The 26,635-nt window shown below is 71.3% G+C and carries 27 protein-coding genes; 9 read left to right on the top strand and 18 right to left on the bottom strand.

Features of this window, described 5'->3' with window-relative positions; all coding sequences use genetic code 11:
* Positions 1–4 precede the first annotated feature (4 nt).
* Complete coding sequence (locus ABD831_RS07220) at positions 5–1,210, bottom strand: acetyl-CoA C-acetyltransferase (protein WP_344943686.1); 1,206 nt, start codon at positions 1,208–1,210, stop codon at positions 5–7.
* Between the two features lie 136 nt (positions 1,211–1,346).
* Here ABD831_RS07220 and mce point away from each other — a divergent pair, with 136 nt between their 5' ends.
* Complete coding sequence (gene mce / locus ABD831_RS07215) at positions 1,347–1,787, top strand: methylmalonyl-CoA epimerase (protein WP_344943683.1); 441 nt, start codon at positions 1,347–1,349, stop codon at positions 1,785–1,787.
* Here the strand turns inward: mce and ABD831_RS07210 are convergent.
* Positions 1,770–3,017, bottom strand: a complete 1,248-nt coding sequence (locus ABD831_RS07210) for a glycoside hydrolase family 15 protein (protein ID WP_344943680.1) — start codon at positions 3,015–3,017, stop codon at positions 1,770–1,772. The genes mce and ABD831_RS07210 overlap by 18 nt on opposite strands.
* A 112-nt stretch (positions 3,018–3,129) precedes the next feature.
* Between ABD831_RS07210 and ABD831_RS07205 the strand changes: the two genes are divergently transcribed.
* Positions 3,130–3,945 (top strand): polysaccharide deacetylase family protein, encoded by an 816-nt coding sequence (locus tag ABD831_RS07205; RefSeq protein WP_344943677.1) that lies wholly within the window; start codon positions 3,130–3,132, stop codon positions 3,943–3,945.
* Here the strand turns inward: ABD831_RS07205 and ABD831_RS07200 are convergent.
* Entirely contained in the window at positions 3,873–4,517 is a 645-nt protein-coding gene (locus ABD831_RS07200) for a DUF998 domain-containing protein (protein ID WP_344945354.1), read from the bottom strand. The two genes, ABD831_RS07205 and ABD831_RS07200, sit on opposite strands and share 73 nt — an antisense overlap.
* A 175-nt stretch (positions 4,518–4,692) precedes the next feature.
* On the opposite strand from ABD831_RS07200, the gene ccrA reads away from it, so the two are divergent.
* Positions 4,693–6,033, top strand: a complete 1,341-nt coding sequence (ccrA, locus tag ABD831_RS07195; RefSeq protein ID WP_344943674.1) for a crotonyl-CoA carboxylase/reductase — start codon at positions 4,693–4,695, stop codon at positions 6,031–6,033.
* A gap of 117 nt (positions 6,034–6,150) precedes the next feature.
* On the opposite strand, the gene ABD831_RS07190 is transcribed toward ccrA, so the two are convergent.
* The gene (locus ABD831_RS07190; RefSeq protein ID WP_344943671.1) at positions 6,151–6,582 is read right to left on the bottom strand and encodes an SRPBCC family protein; all 432 of its coding nucleotides are present in this window, start codon (positions 6,580–6,582) and stop codon (positions 6,151–6,153) included.
* A 167-nt stretch (positions 6,583–6,749) separates the two neighbouring features.
* On the opposite strand from ABD831_RS07190, the gene ABD831_RS07185 reads away from it, so the two are divergent.
* Both ABD831_RS07185 and ABD831_RS07180 read left to right on the top strand, forming a co-directional pair.
* A complete protein-coding gene (locus ABD831_RS07185) occupies positions 6,750–8,150 on the top strand; it encodes an AI-2E family transporter (protein WP_344943668.1) in 1,401 nt (466 codons plus the stop codon).
* Between the two features lie 60 nt (positions 8,151–8,210).
* Positions 8,211–8,717, top strand: a complete 507-nt coding sequence (locus ABD831_RS07180; RefSeq protein WP_344943664.1) for a DinB family protein — start codon at positions 8,211–8,213, stop codon at positions 8,715–8,717.
* 12 nt (positions 8,718–8,729) lie between these two features.
* On the opposite strand, the gene ABD831_RS07175 is transcribed toward ABD831_RS07180, so the two are convergent.
* Positions 8,730–9,638: an NAD(P)-dependent oxidoreductase gene (locus ABD831_RS07175; RefSeq protein ID WP_344943661.1), complete on the bottom strand. Its 909-nt coding sequence runs from the start codon at positions 9,636–9,638 to the stop codon at positions 8,730–8,732.
* Positions 9,639–9,746: 108 nt separating this feature from the next.
* Between ABD831_RS07175 and ABD831_RS07170 the strand changes: the two genes are divergently transcribed.
* Positions 9,747–10,325 (top strand): TetR/AcrR family transcriptional regulator, encoded by a 579-nt coding sequence (locus ABD831_RS07170; protein ID WP_344943658.1) that lies wholly within the window; start codon positions 9,747–9,749, stop codon positions 10,323–10,325.
* Positions 10,326–10,367: 42 nt separating this feature from the next.
* On the opposite strand, the gene ABD831_RS07165 is transcribed toward ABD831_RS07170, so the two are convergent.
* Together ABD831_RS07165 and ABD831_RS07160 are read right to left on the bottom strand one after the other, a co-directional pair.
* Entirely contained in the window at positions 10,368–10,676 is a 309-nt protein-coding gene (locus tag ABD831_RS07165; protein WP_142177216.1) for a hypothetical protein, read from the bottom strand.
* A gap of 16 nt (positions 10,677–10,692) precedes the next feature.
* Positions 10,693–12,471, bottom strand: a complete 1,779-nt coding sequence (locus ABD831_RS07160) for a 3-hydroxyacyl-CoA dehydrogenase family protein (protein WP_344943654.1) — start codon at positions 12,469–12,471, stop codon at positions 10,693–10,695.
* An 84-nt stretch (positions 12,472–12,555) separates the two neighbouring features.
* Here ABD831_RS07160 and nucS point away from each other — a divergent pair, with 84 nt between their 5' ends.
* Positions 12,556–13,251: an endonuclease NucS gene (gene nucS / locus ABD831_RS07155; RefSeq protein WP_142177214.1), complete on the top strand. Its 696-nt coding sequence runs from the start codon at positions 12,556–12,558 to the stop codon at positions 13,249–13,251.
* A gap of 57 nt (positions 13,252–13,308) precedes the next feature.
* On the opposite strand, the gene ABD831_RS07150 is transcribed toward nucS, so the two are convergent.
* From ABD831_RS07150 to murA, 5 genes are all read right to left on the bottom strand, one after another.
* Entirely contained in the window at positions 13,309–14,016 is a 708-nt protein-coding gene (locus tag ABD831_RS07150; protein ID WP_344943650.1) for a DNA alkylation repair protein, read from the bottom strand.
* Positions 14,016–14,363: a hypothetical protein gene (locus ABD831_RS07145; RefSeq protein WP_344943647.1), complete on the bottom strand. Its 348-nt coding sequence runs from the start codon at positions 14,361–14,363 to the stop codon at positions 14,016–14,018. The genes ABD831_RS07150 and ABD831_RS07145 overlap by 1 nt, the downstream gene beginning before the upstream one ends.
* 19 nt (positions 14,364–14,382) lie before the next feature.
* Entirely contained in the window at positions 14,383–16,401 is a 2,019-nt protein-coding gene (locus ABD831_RS07140) for a protein meaA (protein WP_344945351.1), read from the bottom strand.
* 103 nt (positions 16,402–16,504) lie between these two features.
* A complete protein-coding gene (locus tag ABD831_RS07135; protein ID WP_185744631.1) occupies positions 16,505–16,882 on the bottom strand; it encodes an STAS domain-containing protein in 378 nt (125 codons plus the stop codon).
* 186 nt (positions 16,883–17,068) lie between these two features.
* Positions 17,069–18,355, bottom strand: coding sequence for a UDP-N-acetylglucosamine 1-carboxyvinyltransferase (gene murA / locus ABD831_RS07130; protein ID WP_344943644.1), 1,287 nt, complete (start codon positions 18,353–18,355; stop codon positions 17,069–17,071).
* 66 nt (positions 18,356–18,421) lie between these two features.
* On the opposite strand from murA, the gene ABD831_RS07125 reads away from it, so the two are divergent.
* Positions 18,422–19,066, top strand: coding sequence for a cob(I)yrinic acid a,c-diamide adenosyltransferase (locus ABD831_RS07125; RefSeq protein WP_344943641.1), 645 nt, complete (start codon positions 18,422–18,424; stop codon positions 19,064–19,066).
* A gap of 338 nt (positions 19,067–19,404) precedes the next feature.
* Here the strand turns inward: ABD831_RS07125 and ABD831_RS07120 are convergent, their stop codons facing one another.
* On the bottom strand, positions 19,405–19,842 hold the full coding sequence (locus tag ABD831_RS07120) for a DUF2550 domain-containing protein (RefSeq protein WP_344943639.1): 438 nt from the start codon (positions 19,840–19,842) through the stop codon (positions 19,405–19,407).
* 8 nt (positions 19,843–19,850) lie between these two features.
* On the bottom strand, positions 19,851–20,126 hold the full coding sequence (locus ABD831_RS07115) for a F0F1 ATP synthase subunit epsilon (RefSeq protein ID WP_142177206.1): 276 nt from the start codon (positions 20,124–20,126) through the stop codon (positions 19,851–19,853).
* A gap of 118 nt (positions 20,127–20,244) precedes the next feature.
* Between ABD831_RS07115 and ABD831_RS07110 the strand changes: the two genes are divergently transcribed.
* Positions 20,245–20,682: a DUF6918 family protein gene (locus ABD831_RS07110; RefSeq protein WP_344943635.1), complete on the top strand. Its 438-nt coding sequence runs from the start codon at positions 20,245–20,247 to the stop codon at positions 20,680–20,682.
* A gap of 86 nt (positions 20,683–20,768) precedes the next feature.
* Here the strand turns inward: ABD831_RS07110 and ABD831_RS07105 are convergent, their stop codons facing one another.
* From ABD831_RS07105 to ABD831_RS07090, 4 genes are all read right to left on the bottom strand, one after another.
* A complete protein-coding gene (locus ABD831_RS07105) occupies positions 20,769–22,235 on the bottom strand; it encodes an NAD(P)/FAD-dependent oxidoreductase (RefSeq protein WP_344943632.1) in 1,467 nt (488 codons plus the stop codon).
* A 147-nt stretch (positions 22,236–22,382) separates the two neighbouring features.
* On the bottom strand, positions 22,383–24,101 hold the full coding sequence (locus ABD831_RS07100) for a hypothetical protein (RefSeq protein ID WP_344943629.1): 1,719 nt from the start codon (positions 24,099–24,101) through the stop codon (positions 22,383–22,385).
* Positions 24,102–24,156: 55 nt separating this feature from the next.
* Positions 24,157–25,617: a F0F1 ATP synthase subunit beta gene (gene atpD, locus ABD831_RS07095; RefSeq protein ID WP_344943626.1), complete on the bottom strand. Its 1,461-nt coding sequence runs from the start codon at positions 25,615–25,617 to the stop codon at positions 24,157–24,159.
* Between the two features lie 27 nt (positions 25,618–25,644).
* On the bottom strand, positions 25,645–26,583 hold the full coding sequence (locus tag ABD831_RS07090) for a F0F1 ATP synthase subunit gamma (RefSeq protein WP_344943621.1): 939 nt from the start codon (positions 26,581–26,583) through the stop codon (positions 25,645–25,647).
* Between the last annotated feature and the right edge of the window lie 52 nt (positions 26,584–26,635).

Genomic DNA, 26,635 nt, shown 5'->3' with positions numbered 1-26,635 from the left:
CGGGTCAGGCGGACGCGGGCACGCGGACGATGAGGGCGTCGCCCTGGCCGCCGCCGCCGCAGAGCGCGGCCGCGCCGACGCCGCCGCCGCGGCGCTTCAGCTCGAGCGCGAGGTGCAGGGCGATGCGGGCACCGGACATCCCGATCGGGTGGCCGAGCGCGATCGCACCGCCGTTGACGTTGACCTTGTCGACGTCGATGCCGAGCTCCTTGGCGGACGCCAGACCCACGGCGGCGAAGGCCTCGTTGATCTCGACGAGGTCGAGGTCGGCGGGCGTGATCCCCTCCTTCTCGCAGGCCCGGGCGATGGCGCGGGCCGGCTGCTGCTGCAGCGTCGAGTCGGGGCCGGCGACCATGCCGTGCGCGCCGATCTCGGCGAGCCACGTGAGGCCCAGCTCCTCGGCCCTGGCCTTGCTCATGACGACGACCGCGGCGGCACCGTCGGAGATCTGCGAGGCCGACCCGGCGGTGATCGTGCCGTCCTTGCTGAAGGCAGGCCGCAGTCCGCCGAGCGAGGCGGTCGTCGTGTCGGCGCGGATGCCCTCGTCGTTCTTGAAGACGACGGGCTCACCCTTGCGCTGCGGGATCGACACGGGGACGACCTCGTCGTCGAAGAGTCCGTCCTTCCAGGCCTTGGCGGCGAGCTGGTGGGAGCGCGCGGAGAACGCGTCCTGCTCCTCGCGCGTGAACGCCTGCTCACCCGTGTTGGCCTGCTCGGTCAGCAGCCCCATCGCCTGGTCGGTGAACGCGTCCCACAGCCCGTCGAAGGCCATGTGGTCGCGCATCGTCACGTCGCCGTACTTGTAGCCCTCGCGCGACTTCGTCATGAGGTGGGGCGCGTTGGTCATCGACTCCTGGCCGCCGGCGACGACGACGTCGACCTCACCGGCGCGGATGAGCTGGTCGGCCATGGCGATGGCGTTGATGCCGGAGAGGCAGACCTTGTTGATCGTCAGCGCCGGGACCGTCATCGGGATGCCCGCGGCGTGCGCCGCCTGGCGGGCCGGGATCTGGCCGGCGCCGGCCTGCAGCACCTGGCCCATGATGACGTACTCGACCTGCTCCGGGGCGACGCCCGCCTTCTCGAGAGCGCCCTTGATGGCGACGCCACCGAGGTCCGATCCGGAGAAGTCCTTGAGCGAGCCGAGCAGCCGACCCATGGGGGTCCGGGCACCGGCGACGATCACGGAGGTGGGACGGTCAGCAGTCATGGGTGCAGCCTCTTCCGACGTCATTGGGGGTGTCCCGACAACTGTAGACGGGGCCTCCCGCGGCCCGCTCGGAGCATGACCAAGCGCACACGGCATACGCAGGTCGTATGCCGTCACGCCGCCCTACGTTGGGACCATGAGTGCCACTCCCGACCCCCTCTTCACCCACATCGACCACGTCGGCATCGCCGTGCCCGACCTCGACGCGGCCATCGCGTTCTACGAGGAGAAGTACGGCATGACGATGCTCCACGAGGAGACGAACGCCGAGCAGGGCGTCCGTGAGGCGATGATGGGCGTCGGCGAGTCGGGGTCGTGCATCCAGCTGCTCGCGCCGCTCTCCCCCGAGTCGACGATCGCGAAGTTCCTCGACCGCAGCGGCCCCGGCATCCAGCAGCTCGCCTACCGCGTCGCCGACATCGACGCCGTGTGCGCGACCCTCCGCGAGCGCGGTCTGCGACTGCTCTACGACACCCCGAAGCGCGGCACGAGCGACAGTCGCGTCAACTTCATCCACCCGAAGGACGCCGGCGGTGTCCTCGTGGAGCTCGTGGAGCCCTCAGCCGCCGCTCACTGACGCGTCGACGCCAGAACGCTGCGCGGCGAGCTCGCTCTCGGTGAGCACGACGAGAGCCGCCGTCCAGGCGAGCGGTGCCGGTCCGGCGGGGCGCCCGTCCGGGAGGACCTTCTCGGGGAGGCTGCCCCACGTCGTGCAGTGCCGGTCGAGCCACGTCATCCAGTGCTCGGCCTCGAGCGGGTGCCCGGACGCCGCGGCGGTGTAGGCGACCATCGCCGTCTCGGGGGTCCACGAGACGCCGTCGCTCTTCCACTCGACCCCGGGAGCCAGCCCACCCGCGCTCCGCAGGGCCAGGACCGGGTAGCGAGCCCAGGCTCGCTCGGCGGCGTCGTCGTCGAGTGCGGCGAAGGGTGGCATGAGCATCGCGACCCCCGCGTCCAAACCTCCGGAGTGTCCGTGCCGCTCGTAGTCGGGCCCGAACTCCGAGCGGATCAGCCGGCGCAGCCCACTCGCTGCCCGCGCCGCCTGCTGAGCCCGTGTTGCATCGCCCTCGTCGGCGTACATCCGGGACGCGCCCTCGAGACCCGCCGCGAGGGGCGCCGCCGTGCCCAGCGTCACCCGCCGCTCGGAGACCTCCCAGTAGTCGGGCGATACCTCCGGAAGGCGCTTCCCTGCGTCCGTCTGCGCGAGGGCGAAGGCGAACGCGCGGTCCCGCAGACCTCGAAGCCCTGACGGCAGCACCCGGTCCGCGCTCGCGCTCCGGACCCGCTCGAGCGCCCACAGGACCCAGCCCGCACCGTCGCTCTGACGGGGCCGGCCGTCGGGCGGGCCCGAACCGTCCAGGCGGTAGCGAGCCTCGAACCCGCCATCGGGCAGCTGGACCCGGGCGAGGAAGCCCAGCACGCGGCGCGCGTCCGCCGCGTGCCCCGTCTCGGCGAACGCCACCGCGACGAAGGCGGAGTCCCTCGGCCACGCATACGCCCAGGGACCGTCGGGACCCGCCGCGACGGCCCCGTTCGGACGGGTCAGGGCATGGAGGTCTCGAAGCGCCTGGGCCGCGACGCGCGTGCGAGCGCCCGCCGACGGCACGCGCCCGTCGACGAGCCAGACTCCCTCTGCGACCGGGTCGATCAGCCGGTCGCCGAGCGTCGCCGGAGCCAGCACGGACCTCACCCTCCAGCCGGCGTCGTTGCGCAGCACCGGCAGGGGGTCGTCGTCCACGAGCTGCGGGACGAGACCGCACCCGGCGGCGACGACGGCAGCCAGGGCGCCCACCACGGCACGACGCACGCGCACCTCCCTCGATCTCGCGGCGACCTCCCCGTCGACCGGGCGCCAGTGTGGCACGCACCGCGGCCGCTCGCGCGAGGTTCGGGACGGCCGACCCGTAGCATCGGCTGCCATGGAGGTGACACGCCGTCAGGCCCTGACCGCGGCGGCCGGCGCGGTCGTCGGTGCAGCCGGGACGGTCGGTGCCGTGCGCCTCGAGGAGCACCTCGACGAGTCCACGCCTCTGCCCTTCTACGGAAGCCCCGTCAGCGCCATCCGCCCCGACCGGTCGCCGCCGTCCGCGGCGGGTGGGTCTGTCGTCTGGAGCGGCCCGGGCGACCAGCGGCGGGTCGCACTGACCTTCGACGACGGCCCCCACCCCGAGTGGACGCCCCGCGTGCTGGCGGCCCTCGCCGCCGAGGACGTGCCGGCCACCTTCTTCTGCCTCGGCCGCAACGTGCGCGACCACGGGGACCTGCACCGCGACAGCCTGGGACGCCACGAGCTGGCCAACCACACCTTCGACCACCCGGACCTCGGCCGGCACGACTGGTCGCGCTGCCGGGACGAGATCGAGCGGACGAGCCGGCTCATGAAGGAGACCTACGGGGTGGCTCCCCGGCTGTTCCGTCCGCCCTACGGCCACCTCGGCGGGGCGACCGTGCTCGCGGCCGCCGAGGCGGGACTCACCACCGTCCTGTGGTCCGCGCAGGCGCGCGAGGACCTCGTGGCCGACCGCCCGGACGGCATCGTCGACGACGTCGCGTCGCAGGTGCGCCCCGGCTCCATCGTGCTCGCGCACGACACGGGGTCGCAGGACCGGCTCGTCACCATCGACCGGCTGCCCGCGATCATCCGCCGCCTGCGTGACGACGGCTACCGCTTCGTCACGGTCTCGGACCTCGTGGCGGCCGGCAGTGCCAGCGCGACGACGGCGAGCCACGGGTAGGCGGGCCAGAGGGCGAGGCGTTCGAGGCCGCCCACCCACGTCGGGCCGCCCAGGTGCAGTCCGAAGCCGGCGGCCGCGGCGAGGGTGACGGCACCGACGACCAGGCCCGACCGGGCAACGGTCCGCGAGACGGCTCCCGAGCGCCTGAGGGCCTCCCCCGTGGCCAGGACGGCGAGAGGCTGGAGCACGAAGACGGGCAGCGCTGCGACGACGTGCCACCCCGGCTGCTGGTCCACCGGCACCAGGCCGACCGCGGCAGCCGCGAGCGCCGAGGCGACCCACAGCGAGACGGCGACGCCCGCCCACGTCCCTGCCCCGAGCACGGGCCGGAGCAGCACGGCACCCGCCGCACGCAGCAGCCCGAAGACGACGAAGGCCGTGTTCATCCCGACGTGCCAGGGCGAGCAGACGTCGACGAGCGACCCCGCGTGCCCGGGGGCGCACGTCAGCATCCCGAGCGCGCTGATCGTGTCGTCGCGCAGGGAGTATGCCGCCGACGCACCGGCCGCGGCGAGCAGCTCGGCGACCAGGTAGGCCGGCTGCACGAGCCAGCACCACCGCCCCAGCGTCATCCGTCGCACGCGCCGACCGTACCCGGGCGCCCCTCGGCCCTCGTGACCCAGGTCACCTGTGGTGGCCGTCTCAGAACGGGCTACCCGCGGGTCACGTCTCGCTACGTTCGGAGCACACCGCACTGGTTCGACACTGTCTCGACCCACCAATGACGCTGCGACGTAAGGACCTTCAATGCAGGCCATCCGCGACGCCATCCTCTCCGGCGACCGCACCCAGGAGACCTACGCCAACATCGAGATCCCCGCGACATATCGCGGGGCGACCGTCCACAAGGACGAGGTCGGCATGTTCGAGGGGCTCGCCACGCGCGACAAGGACCCGCGCAAGTCGCTGCACATCGACGAGGTGCCGGTGCCCGAGCTCGCCCCCGGTGAGGCGCTCGTCGCGGTGATGGCGAGCGCCATCAACTACAACACCGTGTGGACCTCGATCTTCGAGCCGGTCTCGACCTTTGGCTTCCTCGAGCGCTACGGCCGGATGTCGGAGTTCTCCAAGCGCCACGACCTGCCGTACCACGTCGTCGGGTCCGACCTCGCGGGCGTCATCCTGCGCACTGGGCCCGGCGTCACGAAGTGGAAGCCGGGCACCGAGGTCGTCGCGCACTGTCTCTCCGTCGAGCTCGAGGACGCCGAGGGGCACAACGACACGATGCTCGACCCCCAGCAGCGCATCTGGGGCTTCGAGACGAACTTCGGCGGTCTCGCCGAGCTCGCGATCGTCAAGGCCAACCAGCTGATGCCCAAGCCCGGCCACCTGACCTGGGAGGAGGCCGCCTCGCCCGGCCTCGTCAACAGCACGGCCTACCGCCAGCTCATCTCCAAGAACGGCGCCGCGATGAAACTCGGCGACCGCGTCCTCATCTGGGGCGCGTCCGGTGGCCTCGGCTCCTACGCCACCCAGATGGCCCTCGCCGGCGGCGCGACCCCGATCTGCGTCGTCTCCTCGCCCGAGAAGGCCGAGATCTGCCGCGCCATGGGCGCCGAGCTCATCATCGACCGCAACGCCGAGGGCTACCGCTTCTGGAACGACGAGGGGACCGCCCAGGACCCGGGCGAGTGGAAGCGCCTCGGCAAGAAGATTCGTGAGCTCACCGGCGGCCACGACGTCGACATCGTCTTCGAGCACCCGGGCCGCGAGACCTTCGGGGCGAGCGTCTACGTGGCGCGCAAGGGCGGCACCATCGTGACGTGCGCGTCGACGTCGGGCTACATGCACGAGTACGACAACCGCTACCTCTGGATGAACCTGAAGCGGATCATCAGCTCGCACTTCGCGAACTACCGCGAGGCGTGGGAGGCCAACGAGCTGGTCAACCGTGGCCTGATCCACCCGACGCTCAGCAAGACCTACACCTTGGACGAGGTGGGCCAGGCGGCGCTCGACGTCCACCAGAACGCCCACCAAGGCAAGGTCGGCGTGCTGACGCTCTCGCCCGAGCCCGGTCTCGGAGTCAGCGACCCCGAGAAGCGCGCCGGCTTCGAGAAGGCGATCAACCGCTTCGCCGACCAGTAGCCACCCGCACCACCCACGACAAGGGCCGGCACACCATCGCGGTGGACCGGCCCTCGTCGTGTCGCCGTTCCTCGTGTCGCCGTTCCTCGTGACGCGGGCTCGCGCCTCGCTGTGCCGTCAGCGGGCGTCGAGCACGCGCGTCAGCTGCTCCTCGGTGTCGTTCGCGAGCTTCTCGAAGACCAGCTTCATGGCGGGAGCCGCGAGGTTGGCGAGCCCGTGCATGTCGAGGTCCGCGTGGTAGGTGATCTGGCTGCCCTGACCGGACGGCCGGACCGTGATCGTGTCGGTTGAGGTCGCGCTGTCGTTGCGCCCGACGAGCACGACGCTCGAGTTGGTGAGCTCGGTCAGCTCGTAGTCGAGCTCGGTCGTCACGCCGGCGATCCTGGACACGTTGCGCCACCGGGCGCCGACCGCGACCGGGCCGTCCCCGACGCGGGTGCACGACTCGGTGCCCGGGTCCCACTCCTCTGCGTTCGCGAAGTCCTTGAGGTAGTCGATGACATCCGCCGGGGCGGGTCGGACGGTGAAGCTGCGGGTGACGCTGGGCATGGGTGCTCCTCGTGCCTGTCGGGTGGGTGGGACGGCGCCGCGACGACGGCGCCGCCATGTCCTCGTTCACCCACTCCGTACCCGTATGCCCTCCGTCTCGGGTCCGAGGACTGACACGCGACCGGCACCCCGAGCCCGCAGGCGGCACCTGACGTAGGCTCGCGACCGTGAAGATCTGGGGACGGTGGACGCAGTACCGCCGCGCCCAGCGCGCTCGGATGGACGAGTTCAGGGCCCGCGACCTCGGCTTCGACGAGCGGGCCTCCGAGGCGGCCTACGGCTGGCACGGTGCCTCGCGCGACGGGCAGAACGGGCAGGCCGAGCAGACCGGGCGGGCTGCGCAGAACGGGCAGGCCGGGCAGCCGGAGCCCGGTCTCCTCGCCGGCGCCCTGCCCCTCGACACCACGGGCGCGGACGCGGGACGCGGCGACGAGCCGCCGTCGCCGGCCGGCCCCGACATCCCGGCTGCCACCGGCAGCGGCAAGCGGGGCAAGGGTCCCCGGAAGGACTTCGGCCCGAGCGGCACGCCCTTCAACCGCCAGTCGCCCTTCTACATCGGCTTCGTCGGTGCCATCGGCGTGCTCACGGCATACGCCGTCGTGCAGGCGGTCGGCCGTCTCGGCACCGTCATCACGCTGCTCGTCATCTCGCTCTTCCTGACGCTGGCGCTCAACCCTCTGGTCGAGGCGCTGACCCGGCGCAACGTGCGGCGGGGGTGGGCCGTGACGATCGTCTTCCTCGGCGTGCTCGCCGTCTTCACCCTCGTCGGCTGGGTCGTCATCCCGCCCGTGGCCCAGCAGGGCAGCGAGCTCGCGACGAACGTGCCGCGGATGTTCGACAACCTCCTGGCCAACCCGTGGGTGCAGGACGTCGACCACCGCTACCAGCTCGTCCAGCGCATCCAGGAGGAGGTCAACAAGCGGGTCGCGGACGGCAACCTGTGGGCAGGCGTCTTCGGTGGCGTCCTCGACGCCGGCAAGATCATCGCGACCGGCGTCTTCAGCGGCCTGACGGTGCTCGTGCTCACGCTCTACTTCCTCGCCTCCCTGCCCGCGGTCAAGCAGGCGGCCTACGCCCTCGTGCCGGCCAGTCGTCGTCCGCGCACCGCCTCCCTCGCGGAGGAGGTCATGCGACGGGTGGGGTCGTATGCCATCGGCCAGGTGGCCGTCGCCGCGATCAACGCGTTCTTCGCCTGGATCATGATGAGCCTCATCGGGCTGCAGTTCGCGGCCGTGCTGGCCGTCGCGGTCGGCTTCCTCGGCCTGATCCCGATGATCGGTGCGACCCTCGGCGCGTCCGTCGTCGCGATCGTGGCCTTCTTCGACGAGCCCAAGAAGGCGCTCATCGTCATCATCTACTTCATCGTCTACCAGCAGATCGAGAACTACGCCGTCATGCCGCGCATCATGCAGCGGACCGTGGCCGTGCCCGGTGCCGTGACGGTCGTCGCCGCGCTCGCCGGCGGCGCCCTGCTCGGCATCCTCGGGGCCCTGCTGGCGATCCCCTTCGCCGCGGGCGCGCTGCTGCTCTACGAGGAGGTCCTCGTCCCCAGGCAACGTCGGCACTAGGCCCCTGTGCCGGTGCGCCCGGCGCGCGCGCACCGGGCGCTCTCGTGGCAGGCTCTCCCCATGTCGTTCCCCCCGACGTTCGCCGAGGACGTCATCGACCAGCCCGCCCGCGTCCAGTTCGAGGTCTTCCTCGACGAGCACCGCGCAGCCCTCAGGGCCTCCCTCGACGACCTCAGCGAGGCCGAGGCCCGGCGCTCCCTCGTGCCGTCGGCCACAACCCTGCTCGGCCTGGTCAAGCACGCGACCTTTGTCGAGAAGGTCTGGTTCGACGAGGCCGTGACCTGTCGCTCCCGGACCGAGATCGGCATCCCCGCGACGCCGGACGAGTCGTTCGTCCTCGACGAGGCCGACACCATCGCCTCGGTGCAGCGAGCGCACCGGGAGGCGTGCGAGGCCTCCCGAGCGGTGACGGCCCACCTCGGACTCGACGACGTCGTGCGGGGCAACCGCCGCGGCCCGCTGCCCCTGCGCTGGGTCCACCTCCACGTGCTGCGTGAGCTCGCCCAGCACTGCGGCCACGCCGACATCCTCCGCGAGCAGGTGCTCGCGTCCCGGCCGAAGGGGTAGGGCGCCCAGCGGTCAAGGGCTGCCGGCCGGGACCTGCCGTGCCGCGGTGATCCCGTCGCGGTTCTCGAGGGCGGTCACGACGGCAGCCATGTCGAGCAGCGCAGCCCCCGAGTCCTCCGTCTCCCGGAAGAGCTCACGCGTCACGTCCAGCAGGGGGCTTGCCGCGCCGACCGACCGGGCCGCGTCGGCGACGAGGCGCGTGTTCGTGTGGACGTCGCGGATCGCGGCCTGCGCCTCGAAGTCCCGCTCGACGAGCTTGGCGAGCTTCAGGGTCGAGACGGCGCTCGCCATCGGCCCGGCATCCAGCGCCTGCTGGAAGGCGGTCAGGTCGAGGCCCAGTGCGGTTGCGAGGTGGTAGGCCTCCGCCAGCCCGGCCACCATGGTGCAGAGGTAGAGGTTGACGGCGAGCTTGGTGCCGAGGCCCGCGGGCACGGGTCCGCAGGGCAGCACCGTGCGACACATCGACCGTAGGAGCGGCGTGACCTCCTCGACCGCGTCCTCGTCGCCGGCGACGAGGCCCACCAGCTCGCCCCGCTCCGCAGGCACCCGCGAGCCCGACACCGGCGCCTCGACGTAGCGCCCACCTGCTGCCACGACGTCCCGCTCGAGCCCCGCGGAGAACGTCGGGGACGTCGTGCCGAGCGCCACGACCGTGCGGCCGGCGACCATGGTGTCGAACTCGGCAGTCCCCCGACGCAGCACCGCGTCCACCGCTGTCTCGTGCGCGAGCATCAGCAGCACGACCTCACACTCGGCGAAGACGTCGGTCGGAGAGGCCATGACGCGTGCACCCTGCAGTCCCAACCGTGCCGGCGCGTCAGGTGAGCGGTTCCAGACGGCGAGGGGAAACCCTGACCGGAGAAGGTTGGTCGCCATGGGCGTGCCCATGATGCCGAGCCCGATGAATCCCACACGTTCCACACCGACCTCCTCGGACCACGACTTATGACGACCGTCATAGTGGCTTTAAGATCATGACACATGTCATAGTTCTGCGAAAGCAGTCATGTGGCACGCAGGAGGCCGAGGATGCCAAATGGACCCGTCGGACACCGTGATCGGATCGTCTACGAGACGGCCCAGCAGCTGCGGCGCGCCGGCGTCACCGCGACGGGACTGCGCCAGGTCGTCGCCGAGGCGGGAGCGCCCCGCGGCTCCCTCCAGCACTACTTTCCCGGCGGCAAGGACCAGCTCGTCACCGAGGCGCTCCAGTGGTCCGGCTCGTGGGCAGCGGACCGGATCGGCCGACACCTCGCGGGCATGCGCCGCCCCTCCCCCAGCCGGCTCTTCACGGCCATGGTCGACGACTGGGACGCCGACCTGCGGGGGCGCGACTTCGAGCGCGGCTGCCCCGTCGCGGGCGCCGTCGTCGACTGTGCCGACACCAACGCGGCCGTCCGACAGGCGGCCTCGGCCGCTCTCGAGACGTGGCGCCGACCCATCACCGACGCCCTGGTGACGATGGGCAGGACCCGCAGGCGTGCCGAGACGCTCTCGACCCTCATGCTGTGCGCCCTGGAGGGGGCAATCCTGCTGGCCCGGGCCCAGCGCGACACCGCCCCCCTGCGCCTCGTCGCCCGGGAGCTCGCACCGGTCCTCGACGCGTGAGCCCTCGACTCCCCCGCAGCCCGACAGGTCCGTCCGGGGGCGTCAGCGGTAGGAGTTGCCGGGTGGACGCGCGTCGCGGCGCTGCCAGCAGCCCGTGTGCCAGTGACGCCGGTCACCGAGACCGCCCACCCCCTCGGCGGGCCACACGACGACGTGCGGCACCCCGGGCGGGATGTCCTGCTGGCAGCCCGGGCACAGGTAGTCCCGCGTGGCGGACGCGCCACTCACGGAGCGCACCGTCCAGCGCGTGCCGGCATACGGCTCCTCACGCGTCGAGCCGCCCTGGATCCGTGTCACGTCGAGCGGCACGTGCTCGCGCGCGTGCTTGCTGGGACGACGACGCGAGGGCATGGCCCCAGCGTAGGTCTCAGGCGTAGGTGCGGAAGCCGCGCCCCGTCTTGCGACCGAGGTAGCCGGCGGTGACGAGGTGCTCGAGAAGCGGCGCAGGAGCGTAGCCACGCTCGCGGAACTCGAGGTACAGCTCGCGCTCGATGGCGAGCGACACGTCGAGACCCACGACGTCGAGCAGCTCGAACGGTCCCATCGGCAGTCCACAGCCCGTCTTCATCGCGGTGTCGATGTCGTCGGCCGTCGAGTAGTTGGCCTCGAGCATCTTCACGGCGTCGTTGAGGTAGGGGAAGAGCAGCGCGTTGACGATGAAGCCGGCCCGGTCGCCGCACGTGACGGCGTGCTTGCCGACGGTCGCGCAGAGGGCCTGCACGGTGGCCACGACGTCGTCGGCCGTCGAGACGGTGTGCACGACCTCGACGAGCTTCATGACCTGCGCCGGGTTGAAGAAGTGCATGCCGACGACGTCCTGCGGGCGCTTCGTCGCGGCCGCGCACTCGACGACGGGCAGCGAGCTCGTCGTCGTCGCCAAGATCGCGTCGGGGCGGCAGATCTCGTCGAGGTTCTCGAAGAGGGCACGCTTGACGGAGAGGTCCTCGACGACCGCCTCGACGACGAGGTCGACCTGGGCGAGGTCCTCGAGGCGCGTCGTGCCGCGCACGTGCCCGAGGGCCGCGTCGCGCTCCTCCTCGGTGGCCTTGCCGCGCTGGACCGCCTTCTCGAGGCTCTTGGCAAGGGCTGCCCGCACGGCCTCGACCTTCGCCTCGCTGCGGGCGACGAACGTCACGTCGAGTCCCGCCTTGGCGAAGACCTCGACCATGCCGGTCGCCATCGTGCCGGAGCCCACGACGCCGACGGTCCGCACCGGACGCGTGCCCGCCGTCGAGCCCGCCGCCGCCGTGGGCGTCAGCGCGTCGTCGACGACCGCCGAGCTGCCGGGGGCGGCATACGTGTAGAAGCCGCGGCCACTCTTGCGACCCTTGAGCCCGGCGCTGACCATCTGCTTGATGATGGGGCTCGGGGCGTGCAGGCGGTCGCGGCCCTGCTTGTACATCGTGTCGAGGATCTCGTAGGCCGTGTCGAGCCCGATGAGGTCCATCAGGGCGAGCGGACCCATCGGGTACCCGCAGCCGAGCTTCATCGCGGCGTCGATGTCCTCGCGTGTCGCGTACTTGCTCTCGAACATCGCGACGGCGTGGTTGAGGTAGCCGAAGAGCAGGGCGTTGGCGATGAAGCCCGCCTTGTCGCCGACGATGACGGGCTTCTTGCCGAGCCGCTCGGCGAGCGCCTTGACGTCCTCGAAGATCTCGTCGCTCGTGATGACGGTCTTGATGACCTCGACGAACTGGAGCACGGGAGCCGGGTTGAAGAAGTGCATGCCCACGACGCGCTTGGGGTTGATCGTGGCCACGGCGATCTCGGTCACCGGCAGCGAGCTCGTGTTGGTCGCTAGGATCGCGTCGTCGGACACGATGGCGTCGAGCTTGGCGAAGATGTCCTTCTTCAGGTCGAGGTGCTCGGGCACGGCCTCGACGACGAGCTGGCACTCCTTGAGGTCGGCCATGTCGCTGGTGAACTGCACCCGGGCGTGGAGCGCGGTCTGGTCCTCGGGGGTCAGCTTGCCGCGCGTGACCGCGCGGTCGGTCGAGTGCTGCAGGACGCCCCTGCCCCTCTCGACCGCCTCGTCGGTGACCTCGACCGCGACGACGTCGATGCCGTTGCGGGCGAAGACCTCCACGATGCCGGCACCCATGGTGCCGAGTCCGATGACGCCGACCTTGGTGAACTCACGAGCCATGGGTGGAGTCTCGCAGAGGGGCTGCACGCGCCACACCCGCCCGGGGCGTGACGCTCCCCACGCGACCTCCTCTAGGGTGGTGCGGTGCGTCTCGTCATAGCCCGGTGCAGCGTCGACTACGACGGTCGCCTCACCGCCCACCTCCCCCTCGCGACCCGTCTGCTCGTCGTCAAGGCCGACGGCTCGGTGCTCGTCCACAGCGACGGCGGTTCGTACAAGCCGCTCAACTGGATGTCGCCGCCGTGCACCATGGCCGAGGTCGACCCGGACGAGGCGCAGTCGGGTGAGGGGGTCGTCGCCGTCTGGCGCGTGCAGCACGCCAAGAGCGAGGACCGCCTGACCGTCCTGCTCCACGAGGTCCTGCACGACTCGGACCACGAGCTCGGGGTCGACCCCGGTCTCGTCAAGGACGGCGTCGAGGCCCACCTGCAGCGGCTCCTCGCCGAGCACATCCACACGCTCGGCCACGGCTGGTCGCTCGTGCGCCGCGAGTACATGACCGCCATCGGCCCCGTCGACATCCTCGCCAAGGACTCGTCGGGCACGAGCGTCGCGGTCGAGATCAAGCGCCGCGGCGAGATCGACGGCGTGGAGCAGCTCACCCGCTACCTCGAGCTGATGAACCGCGACCCTCACCTCGCGCCCGTGACCGGGGTCTTCGCCGCGCAGCAGATCAAGCCGCAGGCACGCACACTCGCCGAGGACCGCGGCATCCGCTGCGTCGTGCTCGACTACGACGCCCTCAAGGGCATCGACGACGCCGAGTCCCGCCTCTTCTGACGGCTCCGCGGCGTCGATGGCGTATGCCGTGTGGCGCGGTCGCGTCGGCCCGCTGACCTAGCGCCCGACCTGGCGCCCGACCCAGCGCGTACGCACCTCGGACGGCAGCTTCTCGACGGCCAGCCGCACGGCCGGCCTCGGCATGTCGGCGACGTGCTGCTCGAGAAAGGCCACGAGCCGGTCCGGGTCCCGTTCGCCGGCGTGCTTGAGGAAGATGCCGACCGGCTGGTGCACGAGGGGATCCCGGTCCGGAGCCAGCTCCCCCGCCAGCTCCCAGCCGACCTCCACGTCGGGAGTGTCGAGCAGTCCGAGCGGGGCCGTCATCGCGGTGCGCCGCCGCAGCGGCTCCGGCGCGGCTGCGAGGTCGCGCAGGACCTGCTTGTCACGTCCGACGAGCCAGAGCCCGATGACCCGCGGCGCGGCGCGGTCGACCATGTCCCACGTGGTGATCCGGTCGTGGTGACCGAGGTAGGTCCGGGCGAGGGTGCCGCGGCCGTGGCCGTCGATGCGCTTGCGCCGGGCCTTGAAGTCGAGGATGCAGACCGCCGCGAGCCGGGGCTCGTAGGCCGGCTGGGCGAGAAGTCGGACGACCTCGGCGAGGGGCAGACCGGTGTGTCGCTTGGCGATGGAGAAGAGCGTGCCCATCCGCACCCCGAACGCCTCCTCGGTCGGCGCGAGCCGCCGGCGCGCCGAGGCGTGCGCCTCGTCGCTGCGCTCCGCCTCCAGCTCGGCCACGACGGCGTCTGCGGATGCCGCGGACGGCATCAGGCGAGGCCCTCGATCGGCTGGCGGGTGATGCCGTCCGCGTCGACGAGCAGCATCACGGGGTCGGGGTCGTCGCCTCCGCGGACGACGACGACCGTCTCGCCGCGGTGCCGGTCGACGAGCTCCTCGAGCCCGGACGAGCCGTCGTGGAGGGCACCGTGACCGAGGTGCGACGGAACCCCGAGGTCGTCGGCCAGGGACTCGACGGGGCCGGTGTCGGGGACGTCGTCGGCGGCATACACCGCCTGCACCTTCTCGAGGTGGACCGCTGACGCGAGCCACGGCACGTCCGCGAGCCCGGGCGGGTTGACGACGATGATGCGCGCGGCGCACTGCAGGTCGCTCATGCTGCGACGCTACGCCTGCTCAGGCCGGCGCGGACTCGAGCGGCGCCAGTCCACGTGCGGCGCGGATCACACCGACCATCTCGCCCATGATGTCGTTGAGGCCGAAGTCCTTCGGCGTGAAGACCATGGCGACGCCCGCGGCCCGCAGTGCGGCGGCGTCGGACTCGGGGATGATGCCGCCGACGACTACCGGCACGTCACCGGCCCCGGCCTCGCGCAGGCCGCGCAGCACCTCGGGCACGAGCTCCATGTGCGACCCGCTGAGGATCGAGATCCCGACCAGGTGGACGTCCTCGGCCACCGCGGCCGCGACGATCTGCTCCGGCGTGAGCCGGATGCCCTGGTAGACGACCTCGAAGCCGGCGTCGCGGGCCCGGACGGCCACCTGCTCGGCGCCGTTGCTGTGACCGTCGAGGCCGGGCTTGCCGACGAGGATGCGCAGCTTCTCGCCCAGCTCCTCACCCGTGCGGGCCACGAGCTCACGGACGTGCGACAAGGCATCGCCCGGCTCGCTCGAGCCGACACCGACGGAGCCGGAAACCCCTGTGGGAGCGCGGTACTCGCCGAACTGCTCGCGCAGGACCGCTGCCCACTCCCCCGTCGTGACCTCGGCGCGGGCGCACTCGAGGGAGGCCGACATGAGGTTGGTGCCCGACGCCGCGTCAGCGCGCAGGCGCTCCATCGCCGCTGCCGCCCGAGCGCGCCGCTCGGGGTCGGCGTCACGGGTCCCGCGCCACGCGCGTACGGCCTCGGAGGCGTGCCGCTCCACGTCGGCGTCCACGGTCTGGATCGCGGTGTCGAGGTCGGCGGTCAACGGGTTGGGCTCGGTCGTCTCGAAGCGGTTGAGCCCGACGACGACGGCCTCGCCCGCCTCGATGCGGCGGCGGCGCTCGGCGTGGGAGGCGACGAGGGCGGACTTCATGTAGCCGGACTCGACGGCAGCGACCGCGCCGCCCATCCCCTCGACGCGCGCCATCTCGGCCTTGGCGCCGGCGACGAGCTCGGCCACCTTGGCCTCGACGACCACCGACCCGGTGAAGAGGTCGTCGTACTCGAGCAGGTCGGACTCGTACGCGAGCACCTGCTGCATGCGCAGGCTCCACTGCTGGTCCCACGGCCGGGGCAGGCCGAGCGCCTCGTTCCAGGCCGGCAGCTGGATCGCGCGCGCCCTGGCGTCCTTCGAGAGCGTCACCCCGAGCATCTCGAGGACGATGCGCTGGACGTTGTTCTCGGGCTGGGCCTCGGTCAGGCCGAGGCTGTTGACCTGGACGCCGTAGCGGAACCGGCGCGCCTTGGGGTCGGTGACGCCGTAGCGCTCGCGGGTCAGCTCGTCCCACAGCTCGACGAAGGCGCGCATCTTGCACATCTCCTCGACGAAGCGGACACCGGCGTTGACGAAGAAGGAGATCCGGGCCACGACGCTCGGGAGCTCCTCGGCCGGCACCTGCCCGGAGTCGCGGACGGCGTCGAGGACGGCGACCGCGGTCGACATGGCATACGCGATCTCCTGCACCGGCGTGGCCCCGGCCTCCTGCAGGTGGTAGCTGCAGATGTTGATCGGGTTCCACTGGGGGATCTCGCGGACCGTGTAGGTGATGAGGTCGGTGATGAGGCGCAGCGACGGACCGGGCGGGAAGGCGTAGGTCCCGCGTGAGAGGTACTCCTTGATGATGTCGTTCTGCGTCGTCCCGGCCAGGGAGCGCACCCACTCGGCGGGGTCCTCCCCCGCGGCCTCGGCCTGCTGCTCCGCAGCGACCTGGTAGAGCGCGAGCAGCCACATGGCCGTCGCGTTGATCGTCATCGACGTGTTCATCTCGCGCAGCGGGATGTCGGCGAACAAGGCCGCCATGTCGCCGATGTGGCTGATCGGCACGCCGACCTTGCCGACCTCGCCGCGCGCCAGCACGTGGTCGGGGTCGTAGCCCGTCTGGGTCGGCAGGTCGAAGGCGACGGACAGGCCCGTCTGACCCTTCGCGAGGTTCCGGCGGTAGAGCGCGTTGCTCGCAGCGGCACTCGAGTGACCGGCATACGTGCGCATGACCCACGGACGGTCGGGCGTCGCCCGGGCAGGCGGGGGCGGTGTGCTCTCCGTCGAAGACATGGCTCGACGGTAGCGGCGGCACCTCGCCGTGGGCAGGCGCTCAGGCGGTGAGAGGCGCCACAGTCACCCTGGACCCGGTCTCGTCCGAGCCGTGGCGCGGCGCGAGGATGCGCTCGAGACGACACCCGCGCAGCAGGCGCGTCGTGCGGTCGCTCGCGTCGACGAGCAGCATGCGCCGCTCGGCCCGGGTGGCGCGCCGATGGAGGTGGACGATGACCCCGAGACCGGTCGCGTCACCGATCTCGGCGCTGCCGAGATGCAGACGCAGCTCGCCCGGCCCCTGGTTGATGACTGCGTGAATCGCGTCGCGTATGTCCGGAACCGTGTGGACGTCGAGCCGACCCTCGATGATGACATCGTGGCCGTCGGGTGCGTCGAGCACTCGGACCGGTCCCCTGCGGTGGGTGTTCAGCGTCATGCAGACCCCTCTCAACGCTGTGCCGTCACCATGATGACGCCTCAGCCAACCGAAACGTTGCCCCTCGGAGTCAAGAAGTGGTCAAGAAATACGACCTCGGGACGAACAACGTGATGGGGCACCATGGTCCGATTCGACTACTCCCGGGCAAAGGGGACGATCCACCCCTGGGGCGCTGGAGACCTGCTACTCGAAGGGGGGCTCGTCGTCGGGCTCGCGCGTGACCTCGGCACCCATGGCCCGCAGCGCTTCCTCGAAGCGCGGGTAGCCGCGGTCGATGTGATGGACACCGCTGACGAGGGTCTCGCCCTCGGCCACGAGACCCGCGATCACCAGGGCCGCACCCGAGCGGATGTCGCTGCTCTCGACGGGGGCACCCGACAGGATCGGGACCCCGTGGGTCATGACGTGGTGGCCGTCGACCTGGGTGTCGGCCCCGAGGCGGGCGAGCTCCTGGACGGTGCGGAAGCGCGCCTCGAACAGGTTCTCCGTGATCATGGCCGACCCGTCCGCCACCGCGTTGTAGGACAGGGCGAAGGGCTGCAGGTCGGTCGGGAAGCCGGGGAAGGGCAGGGTCGCGACGTCGAAGGCGCGCGGCCTCCGCTCGAGCGCCGAGACCCGGAAGCCGCGGTCGGTGACCTCGACGCGGCAGCCGGCCGCCTCGAGCGCCCCCAACGGCGCGCGCAGGTGGTCAGCGACGCCGCCTACGACCTCGATGTCTCCCCGGGTCGTCGCGGCGGCGAAGGCCCAGGTCCCGGCGGCGATGCGATCGGAGACGACGGCATGCTCGGTCGGGGCGAGTGAGTCCACCCCGTGGACGGTGATGCGGGACGTGCCGGCACCCTCGACGCGGGCCCCCATGGAGACGAGCATCTGCGCGATGTCGATGATCTCGGGCTCCTTGGCCACGTTGTCGATCGTCGTCGTGCCGCTCGCCAGGACCGCCGCGGTGAGGATGTTCTCGGTGGCCCCGACGCTGGGGAAGTCCAGGCGGATGTCCGCGCCGCGCAGGCCACGGGGAGCGGTGGCGATGAGGTAGCCGTGGGTCACGTGGACCTCGGCCCCGAGCGCCTCCAGACCCGCTGCGTGGAGGTCGAGCCCACGGGAACCGATCGCGTCCCCACCGGGGACGGCGACGTCGGCCTCCCCCACCCGGGCCACGAGAGGGCCGAGCACCGAGATGGAGGCGCGCAGGGCACGGACGAGCTCGTAGTCGGCGCGATGACCGATGCGTTCGGGCACCTCGAGCACCACGACACCTGCGGCGGCGTCGTAGTCGACCCCCACCCCGAGACGCCGCAGCAGCTCGGCCATGATCGTCACGTCGGCGATGGCCGGGACGTTCGTCAAGGTGGTGCGACCGACCGCCAACAGGGCCACGGCCATCAGCTTGAGGGCGCTGTTCTTGGCGCCAACGACGGACACCTCGCCCATCAGGTGGGCACCACCGACGACGCGGAATCGCTCTCTCACCCACCGAACCCTAGCGGGGACGTGGGCGAGCGTCGGACCGGCCGGGGCGGGTGAGAGAGTGGCCCCATGGTCAACCTGACGCGGATCTACACGCGCACCGGCGACGACGGCACGACGAGCCTCGGGGACTTCTCCCGGGTCAGCAAGAACGACGCCCGGCTCCACGCCTACGCCGACTCCAACGAGGCCAACGCGGCCATCGGCATCGCCGTGGCCTGCGGCGACCTGACCGAGGAGGTGAAGGCCACCCTGCAGCGCGTGCAGAACGAGCTCTTCGACGTCGGCGCCGACCTCTCGACGCCGCTGCGCCAGCGTTACGACTACCCCCCGCTGCGTGTCGAGCAGCCATGGGTCGACGACCTCGAGAAGGACTGCGACCACTACCTCGAGCAGGTCGAGAAGCTGCGCTCGTTCATCCTGCCCGGCGGCACTCCCGGCTCGGCCCACCTGCACCTCGCCACGACCATCGTGCGGCGTGCGGAGCGGTCCGCCTGGGCGGCCGTCGACCAGCACGGCACCGAGCCGGCAGCCGAGGACACGGATGCGCGCGGCGTGGGCGGGGTCAACGTGCTGACCGCGAAGTACCTCAACCGCCTCTCCGACCTGCTCTTCATCCTGGCCCGCGTCGCGAACAAGCCGATCGGCGGCGACATCCTGTGGCAGCCCGGTGGCGGCCGCGTCGAGAAGCCGGAACGGGCCAGGAAGCACTGACCCAACCACACGGCATACGCCCTCGCGCGCGACCTCTGGTCTCGCGTCGGGCAGCGCACGAGATCGCGCGGGTGATGTCGTCAAGGCGCAGCGCCGGCGCGATCTGGCGCACGACCACAGGTCCGACCACGCGTGGTGTCCACATCCCCTGCCGCGCGACCCACCCCGTCCACAGCGGACACCATCGGGAGCTTCGACAGCTGGGTCGCGGAGCACTCTCGGGTGGTGGACCGCACCCTCTCCCCGTCGTTGCACGAGCTCGCGACGCACCAGCATGGTCTGCTCACCCGCCGCCAGCTCCTGGACGGCGGTGTGACGCCGGCGGCGGGGCGGCGGCGTCAGGCGACGTTGACGTTGTAGCCGGGGGGCGCGGCTTCCTGCCACGACCGCAGCGCGGTGTAGGCAGGTCCCTGCAGGGCCAGCTCGAAGTCGCTGTCACCGTCGCTGCACGGAACCCGGCTCGCCCCCGGAAGCAGCGGGAGGGAGTCGCCGCCCCGGAGCAGCTCCGGGACGTCGAGCAGCAGGCGCTGGCGCAGCCAGCGGTGTCTCGGACGCACGGAGACGCCCCCGAGGGTGTACCACTCGAGGGCGTTGTCGCCGAACCTGATGAGTCCCAGGCGCCAGCGGTCCGACGGCGACCGGCGCATGCCGCAGAGCGTCAGGGGCAGACCCTTGGCGATGTAGCGGCGGCGCAGGAAGGTGGTCGCGAGAACGACCACCGCGATCACCAGCAGCGTGCCGATCACGATCTCGGTGGAGACGAGAACGGACGGCACGCGGGGACTCAGTTCGTCTGCAGCGACGAGGCGTCGACGTGCTCGGCGACGATCGTCACCACGTCGGAGTCGACCGAGAGGAAGCCACCGTCGACCGTCACGGTGCGACGGTCGCCCTCGAGGGACTCGATGGCCACCTCACCCTCGACGAGGACGCCGAGCAACGGAGCGTGGCCCGGCAGGATGCCCAGCTCGCCCGAGATGGACCGAGCGCGTACGAACTTGGCCTCGCCCTCCCAGACCTTCCGGTCGGCGGCAACCATCTCTACCTTGAGCGAACTCACGTTTCCTCCGGATCGTGGGGGTGTGCTCTGCAGTTTAGTGCCTCTGCGAGGATGCTCCGTACGCGAGGTGGCGCAGGCCGCCCGCTCCGATCCCCAACCCTCCACAGGAGTCCAGTCCATGAGCACAGCCGTGTCCGACGCCCTTCTCGAGACGGCCCGCCGACCCGTTGCCGTCGCCACTCTCACCGACGTCATCGACGCCGAGGTGGCCGACAAGTCCGGCTTCGGCGGCGCCGCCGTCAAGGCCGGCTACGCCGCCGCCAAGAAGCTCGGCGGCAACTTCGTCACGAGCGCCACCGACCGGCTGCTCCCCCAGTTCGCGACCGCGCTCGACCCGTTCTGGGCCACCAAGGGCGAGCAGGCCTTCGGCGCCCACCTCGCGGCCCAGCCCGACGCGGCCGCCGACGCGCTGCTCGCGGTGACCGACGCCAAGGCCGCCAGCACCTCGCACGGGTCCGCGGCGAAGGTCTACGGCTCGCTGCGCGGCAAGGCCAAGGAGCACGTCGTTGCCGCGCTCCCGCGCCTCGGCGCGGCCGTGGAGCGACTCGTCCCCTGATCCGACGCCCGAGCGCGGGCACCCAGCAGGTATGCCGCCGGGCCGGCTCCCACGAGGAGCCGGCCCGGTCGCGTCTGCGGTGACGGTCAGTCGACCCTGGAGGCATCCGCCGCGGGCTCGGCGACGGCCGAACCGTCCTGCGGGCTCTCCGGCGGGGTCTCGCGCGCACTCTCCAGCGGGCTCTCGTGGGGCCGGTCCTTGGTCAGGCGCGGCAGCTCGGGGCTGAAGTCGGACCCGAGGTCGGCGATGGCCTGTCTGGCGAAGACCTGCTGCTCCGTCACGACCCGCTCGGACCGCCCGCGACCGATGAAGGTGACGACCCAGTGCAGCAGCGTCGTGATGCGGTGCTTGAAGCCGATGATGTAGACGAGGTGGACGGCCAACCAGAGGATCCAGGCGAAGAACCCGCTGAACTGCGCCTTGCCCACCGACGCGACGGCCGAGAACCGTGAGATCGTCGCCATCGATCCCTTGTCGAAGTACTCGAACGGCCCCTTGGGCTCCTGTCCCCCGAGCCGGCGCGTGATCTGCTCCGCCGCGTAGCGCCCGCCCTGGATCGCGACCTGGGCCACGCCGGGGAGTCCCTTGAGGGCCATCATGTCGCCGACGACGAAGACCTCGGGGTGGCCGGGCAGGGTGAGGTCGTCCAGGACCTCGATGCGTCCGGCGCGGTCGAGCGAGGCGCCCGTCTGGTCCGCGAGCTGGCGGCCGAGCGGTGAGGCGCTGACGCCGGCGGCCCAGACCTTGCAGACCGACTCGATGCGCTCGCGGCTGCCGTCGCCGCGCTCGACCTCGATGCCGGTCGAGTCGACGTCGACGACCTTGGCCCCGAGCCGGACCTCGACGCCCATCTCGGTCAGGCGCTCGACGGCGCGGTCGCCGAGCTTGTCGCCGAACGAGCCGAGCACCGCCGGAGCTGCGTCGAGCAGGATGACCCGAGCCTTGGTCGGGTCGATGCGGCGGAAGTCGCGCTTGAGGGTGCGCCGCGCCAGCTCGGAGATCTGGCCGGCCATCTCGACGCCCGTCGGGCCCGCGCCGACGACGACGAACGTCATCAGCCGGTCGATCTCCGCCTGGGTGGTGGCGAGCTCCGCGAGCTCGAAGGAGCCGAAGATCCGCCCGCGCAGCTCGAGCGCGTCGTCGATCGACTTCATCCCGGGGGCGTGCCGTGCGAACTGGTCGTTGCCGAACCAGGACTGGCCGGCGCCGGCGGCGACGATGAGGGAGTCGTACGGCGTGACCGTCTCGCGACCGACGGCGGAGTGCGTCACCGTGCGAGCGGCGAGGTCGATCTTCGTCACGTCGCCGAGCAGCACCTTGGCGTTGCGCTGTCGGTGCAGCACCTCTCGCGTCGACGGGGCGATCTCGCCCTCGGAGAGGATGCCGGTCGCCACCTGGTAGAGCAACGGCTGGAACAGGTGGTGGGTCGTGCGTGCGATGAGGGTGACCTCGACGTCGGCCCCCTTGAGCTTCTGGGTGCTGAACAGGCCGCCGAAGCCGGATCCGATGACCACGACACGGTGGCGCGTGGAGTGCTGGGTGGAGCTGCTCACGATTCTCCTCGTCCTGCGGTGGGTGCTGGCTCGTCGGCGCTGACGTCTCTCAGTGGATGCAACACCGGGCGTCGACGGCACATGCCCGCCGTCCCCGGCTCACGACGTGTGCTCCCGCACACCGTGCCCAGTCTGGCAGGGCTCCCGTCATCCGGAGTTCTTGCCCAGCACCACGAGCTGGGTCGTGGAGGTGGTCTCGTGGTAGCGGTCCCCCACCCAGTCACGCAGGGGATCCACGACGGAGCCGCCCGGGCGCTGCGGCGCCCACCAGCGGGCCGGGTGCACCACGCAGTCCGGCACGACGGCCCGCGCGTCGAGCCAGCGCACGACGTGCGACGTGCTGGCCCCGAAGTCGCCGAGCCACGTCACCGGACTCCCGAACTCGACGTCACCCATGAGGTATGCCGCCGGGTAGCCGATCGCGAGGACGGTCGATCCCGGTCGGGCGCAGGTTCGCAGGGCCGCCTGGGCGCCGGCGACCTCGTCGGCCCGGCGCTGGCTCGTCAGCAGGCCGGCATACGCCCCGGACGGCGCCGCCGCGTCGAGACGGTCGAGGGGCGCATCACGGAAGCTGGTCGCCGTGTGCGCTGCGACGAGGGAGCCGAGCACGAGCAGGCCGACCCCCGCCGCGACGAGGGTCCGCGCCGTGCCAGCGGGCTCCTCTCGCTGCTGGACGCCGGGTCCACCCATTCGCACGAGGCCCGTCAGGGCGCACGCCGACACCGCGAGGACTGCCGGCGCCAGGCACGCCCCCACCGCGCCCCACCTCGGGGACGACGCAGTGAAGGCCGCCACGACCGGAGCGCCCACGAGCCCGGGCGTCACCCCGATCACGAGCAGCCGCGCCGGCATCCCGCGCAGGCAGGCGGCCGCGACCAGGGCGGAGGGCAGCAGCACGAGCGACAGGACCAGCGCCATGACGGGGCTCAGCCACGAGCCGATGGTGTAGGTCGCGGCGCTCGCTCCGCGAGTCAGCCCGTGGGCCGTCGTGATCGCCACCGCGGCCACGAGGACGGGGCCGCCGAGGCGGCTGCCGCGCCAGAGCGCGACGGCCGCAGTCACCCCGAGGGCCAGGGCGACGAGCACCGCAGGCCGGCCCAGCTCTCCGCCGAGGTAGGACAGCCAGGTACCGAGACGCCCGAGGCGGTCCACCCCTTCCCGCTGGTAGCCCGTGGTGAAGGCCAGGGTCTCCCGGACGTGGTCGATGCCCCACACCGCCACCGCGAGCCCCACGACGACCGCGGTCGCCGCCACGGCACCGGCAAGCAGGCCGGCCCTCACCCGTCCGCGCGCGAGGACCAGGGAGACGACCAGCAGGGCGACGGCCGCCGGTGTCGTGACCGGATGGCTCATCGCCCCCAGGACGGCAGCAGCACCTCCGAGCACGCCCCAGCCGAGCGACCCCCTCGCGATCGCGCCGGCAGCGCTGCTCCCGCCCACCAGGTAGAGCAGGGCCGGAGTCGTGTTGTAGCCGACGAGCTGCAGGTTGTAGGCCGTCGGCACGACAGCCGTGAGGGCGGCCAGGCCCGCGACCCAGCGGCCCAGGAACCCGCGCACGGCCGACCAGGCCAGCCCGGCGACGGCCACGGCGAGCACGACGAAGTACACCCGGGAGGCGAGGACGATGCCCTCGAGCCCCACCGCATGCATCCACACCCAGACGAACGGCACCGCCGGCCAGGCCCCCAGGACCTGCAGGTTCATCTCGTCACGGAACGGCAGGTCCCCGCGCGCGAGCCGCATCGCGAGCTCGACCGCGTGCGTGCCGTCGCCGAGGTCGAGCCCGAAGCGGGCTCGGACGGCCAGCGTGACAGCCACGAGCAGCATGAGCACGGGTACCACGACACGACGAACGGGGAGGGCCACCTGGGCACCTCCCCGTCGTCGGGTGAGACCGGTCATCCCGGCGCTCGTGTGTGGGTCAGAGGTTCTTCTGGATGTCCGCCCACTGACGCTCGACGTCGTCGAGGCCACCACACATGAAGAACGCCTGCTCGGCGACGTGGTCGTACTCGCCGTCGGCGATCTTCGTGAACGCCTCGATCGTGTCGGACAGCGGCACGGTCGAGCCCTCGATGCCGGTGAACTGCTTGGCGACGTAGGTGTTCTGCGACAGGAAGCGCTGGATGCGACGGGCCCGGTTGACGAGGATCTTGTCCTCCTCGGAGAGCTCGTCGATACCGAGGATCGCGATGATGTCCTGCAGCTCCTTGTTGCGCTGGAGGATCGACCTGATGCGCACGGCCGTGCTGTAGTGGTCGGCTGCCACGTAGCGCGGGTCGAGGATGCGCGAGGTCGAGGACAGCGGGTCGACGGCCGGGTAGATACCCATCGACGCGATGTCACGCGAGAGCTCGGTCGTCGCGTCGAGGTGCGCGAACGTCGTGGCCGGAGCCGGGTCCGTGTAGTCGTCAGCCGGCACGTAGATCGCCTGCATCGAGGTGATCGAGTGACCGCGCGTGGACGTGATGCGCTCTTGGAGGGTGCCCATCTCGTCGGCCAGGGTGGGCTGGTAACCCACGGCGGACGGCATACGGCCGAGGAGGGTCGAGACCTCCGAGCCGGCCTGCGTGAAGCGGAAGATGTTGTCGATGAACAGGAGCACGTCCTGCTTCTGGACGTCGCGGAAGTACTCCGCCATCGTCAGGGCCGACAGGGCGACGCGAAGACGCGTGCCCGGCGGCTCGTCCATCTGGCCGAACACGAGGGCGGTCTGGCCGAGGACGCCGGCCTCCTCCATCTCGACCATGAGGTCGTTGCCCTCACGGGTGCGCTCGCCGACGCCGGCGAACACCGAGACACCGCCGTGGTCACGGGCGACACGCGCGATCATCTCCTGGATGAGCACGGTCTTGCCGACTCCGGCACCGCCGAAGAGGCCGATCTTGCCACCCTGGACGTACGGGGTCATCAGGTCGATGACCTTGATGCCCGTCTCGAACATGGTCGTCTTGGACTCGAGCTGGTCGAAGGCGGGGGCCTTGCGGTGGATCCCCCAGCGCTCCTTGACCTCGAGCCGCTCGCCCTCGGCGAGGTTCATGCACTCACCGGTCGTGTTGAACACGTGGCCGAGCGTCACGTCGCCGACGGGGACGGTGATGGGGCCGCCGGTGTCCTGGACGGCCGAGCCGCGCACGAGACCGTCGGTCGGCTGGAGCGAGATCGCACGGACCATGTTGTCGCCGATGTGCTGGGCGACCTCGAGGTTGATGTTCTTGGTCTCACCGGCGAGGGTGACCTCGGTCGTGAGCAGGTTGTACTGCTCCGGCATGTTGTCGACGGGGAACTCCACGTCGACGACCGGGCCGATGATGCGGGAGATGCGTCCGACGCCGCCCGCGGGCGGGGCCGTCCACGTGGTGTCGCTGACAGTTGCAGTCATGGTGGTCTGCTTCCTTACCTGTGGGCGTTACTTCTTGGCGTCGGCGAGGGCGTTGGCGCCGCCCACGATTTCGCTGATCTCTTGGGTGATGCCGGCCTGTCGGGCCTGGTTCGCGAGGCGCTGGTAGGTCTTGATCAGCTCCGTCGCGTTGTCGGTGGCCGACTTCATGGCTCGCTGGCGCGCCGCGAGCTCGGAGGCCGCCGAGCTGAGGAGCGCGGTGAAGATGCGGTTGCGGACGTACTTCGGCAGGAGCAGGTCGAGCACCTCGGAGGCGTTCGGCTCGAAGGAGTACTCCGGCGGGATCTGGCCCTCTTCGTAGTGGTGCACGCTGAGGTCCAGGCTCTCGTCGTCGCCGGCCTCGTCGGCCTCGACGACCTCGAGGGGCAGCAGGCGCAGCACGTGCGGGTCCTGGCGGACCATCGACCGGAAGCGCGTGAAGACGACGTGGATCTCGTCGTTGCCGCCCTCTTCGGTGTCCTTGAGGAAGTCGGCCGTGATGCGGTCGGCGATCTCCTTGGCGTTCTCGAAGGTCGGGGCGTCGGAGAACCCGGTCCACTCGGCGGCGTAGTCGCGCTTGCGGAACTTGTAGTAGCTCACGGCCTTGCGGCCGACGAGGTAGGGGACGACCTCCTTGCCCTCGGCGGTCAGCCTGGAGATGAGCTCCGCGCTCTCCTTGATCGCCGCGACGGAGTAGGCACCGGCAAGTCCGCGGTCCGCCGTGATGATGACGACGCCGGCCCGCTTGGCGGTCTCCTTCGCCGTCGTCAACGGGTGGTCCTCGTTCGTGTTGGTCGCCACCGCAGACACGGCGCGCGTGAGCGCGGTCGTGTACGGCATCGCCTCGGTGGCCCGCTGGCGGGCCTTGACGACGCGTGCGGCAGCGATCAGCTCCATCGCGTTGGTGATCTTCTTGATGGAGTTGACGGACTTGATGCGCTGGCGGTAGATCCGCATCTGCGCTCCCATGTGCTCCGCCTCTCTTGGTCTCGTGTGTCTGTGGTGACGTTGTCCTGCAGGG

The organism is Terrabacter ginsenosidimutans (assembly GCF_039539425.1).
GTDB classification, from domain to species: Bacteria; Actinomycetota; Actinomycetes; order Actinomycetales; family Dermatophilaceae; genus Terrabacter; species Terrabacter ginsenosidimutans.
This window is presented reverse-complemented; position numbering and strand designations above follow the sequence as displayed.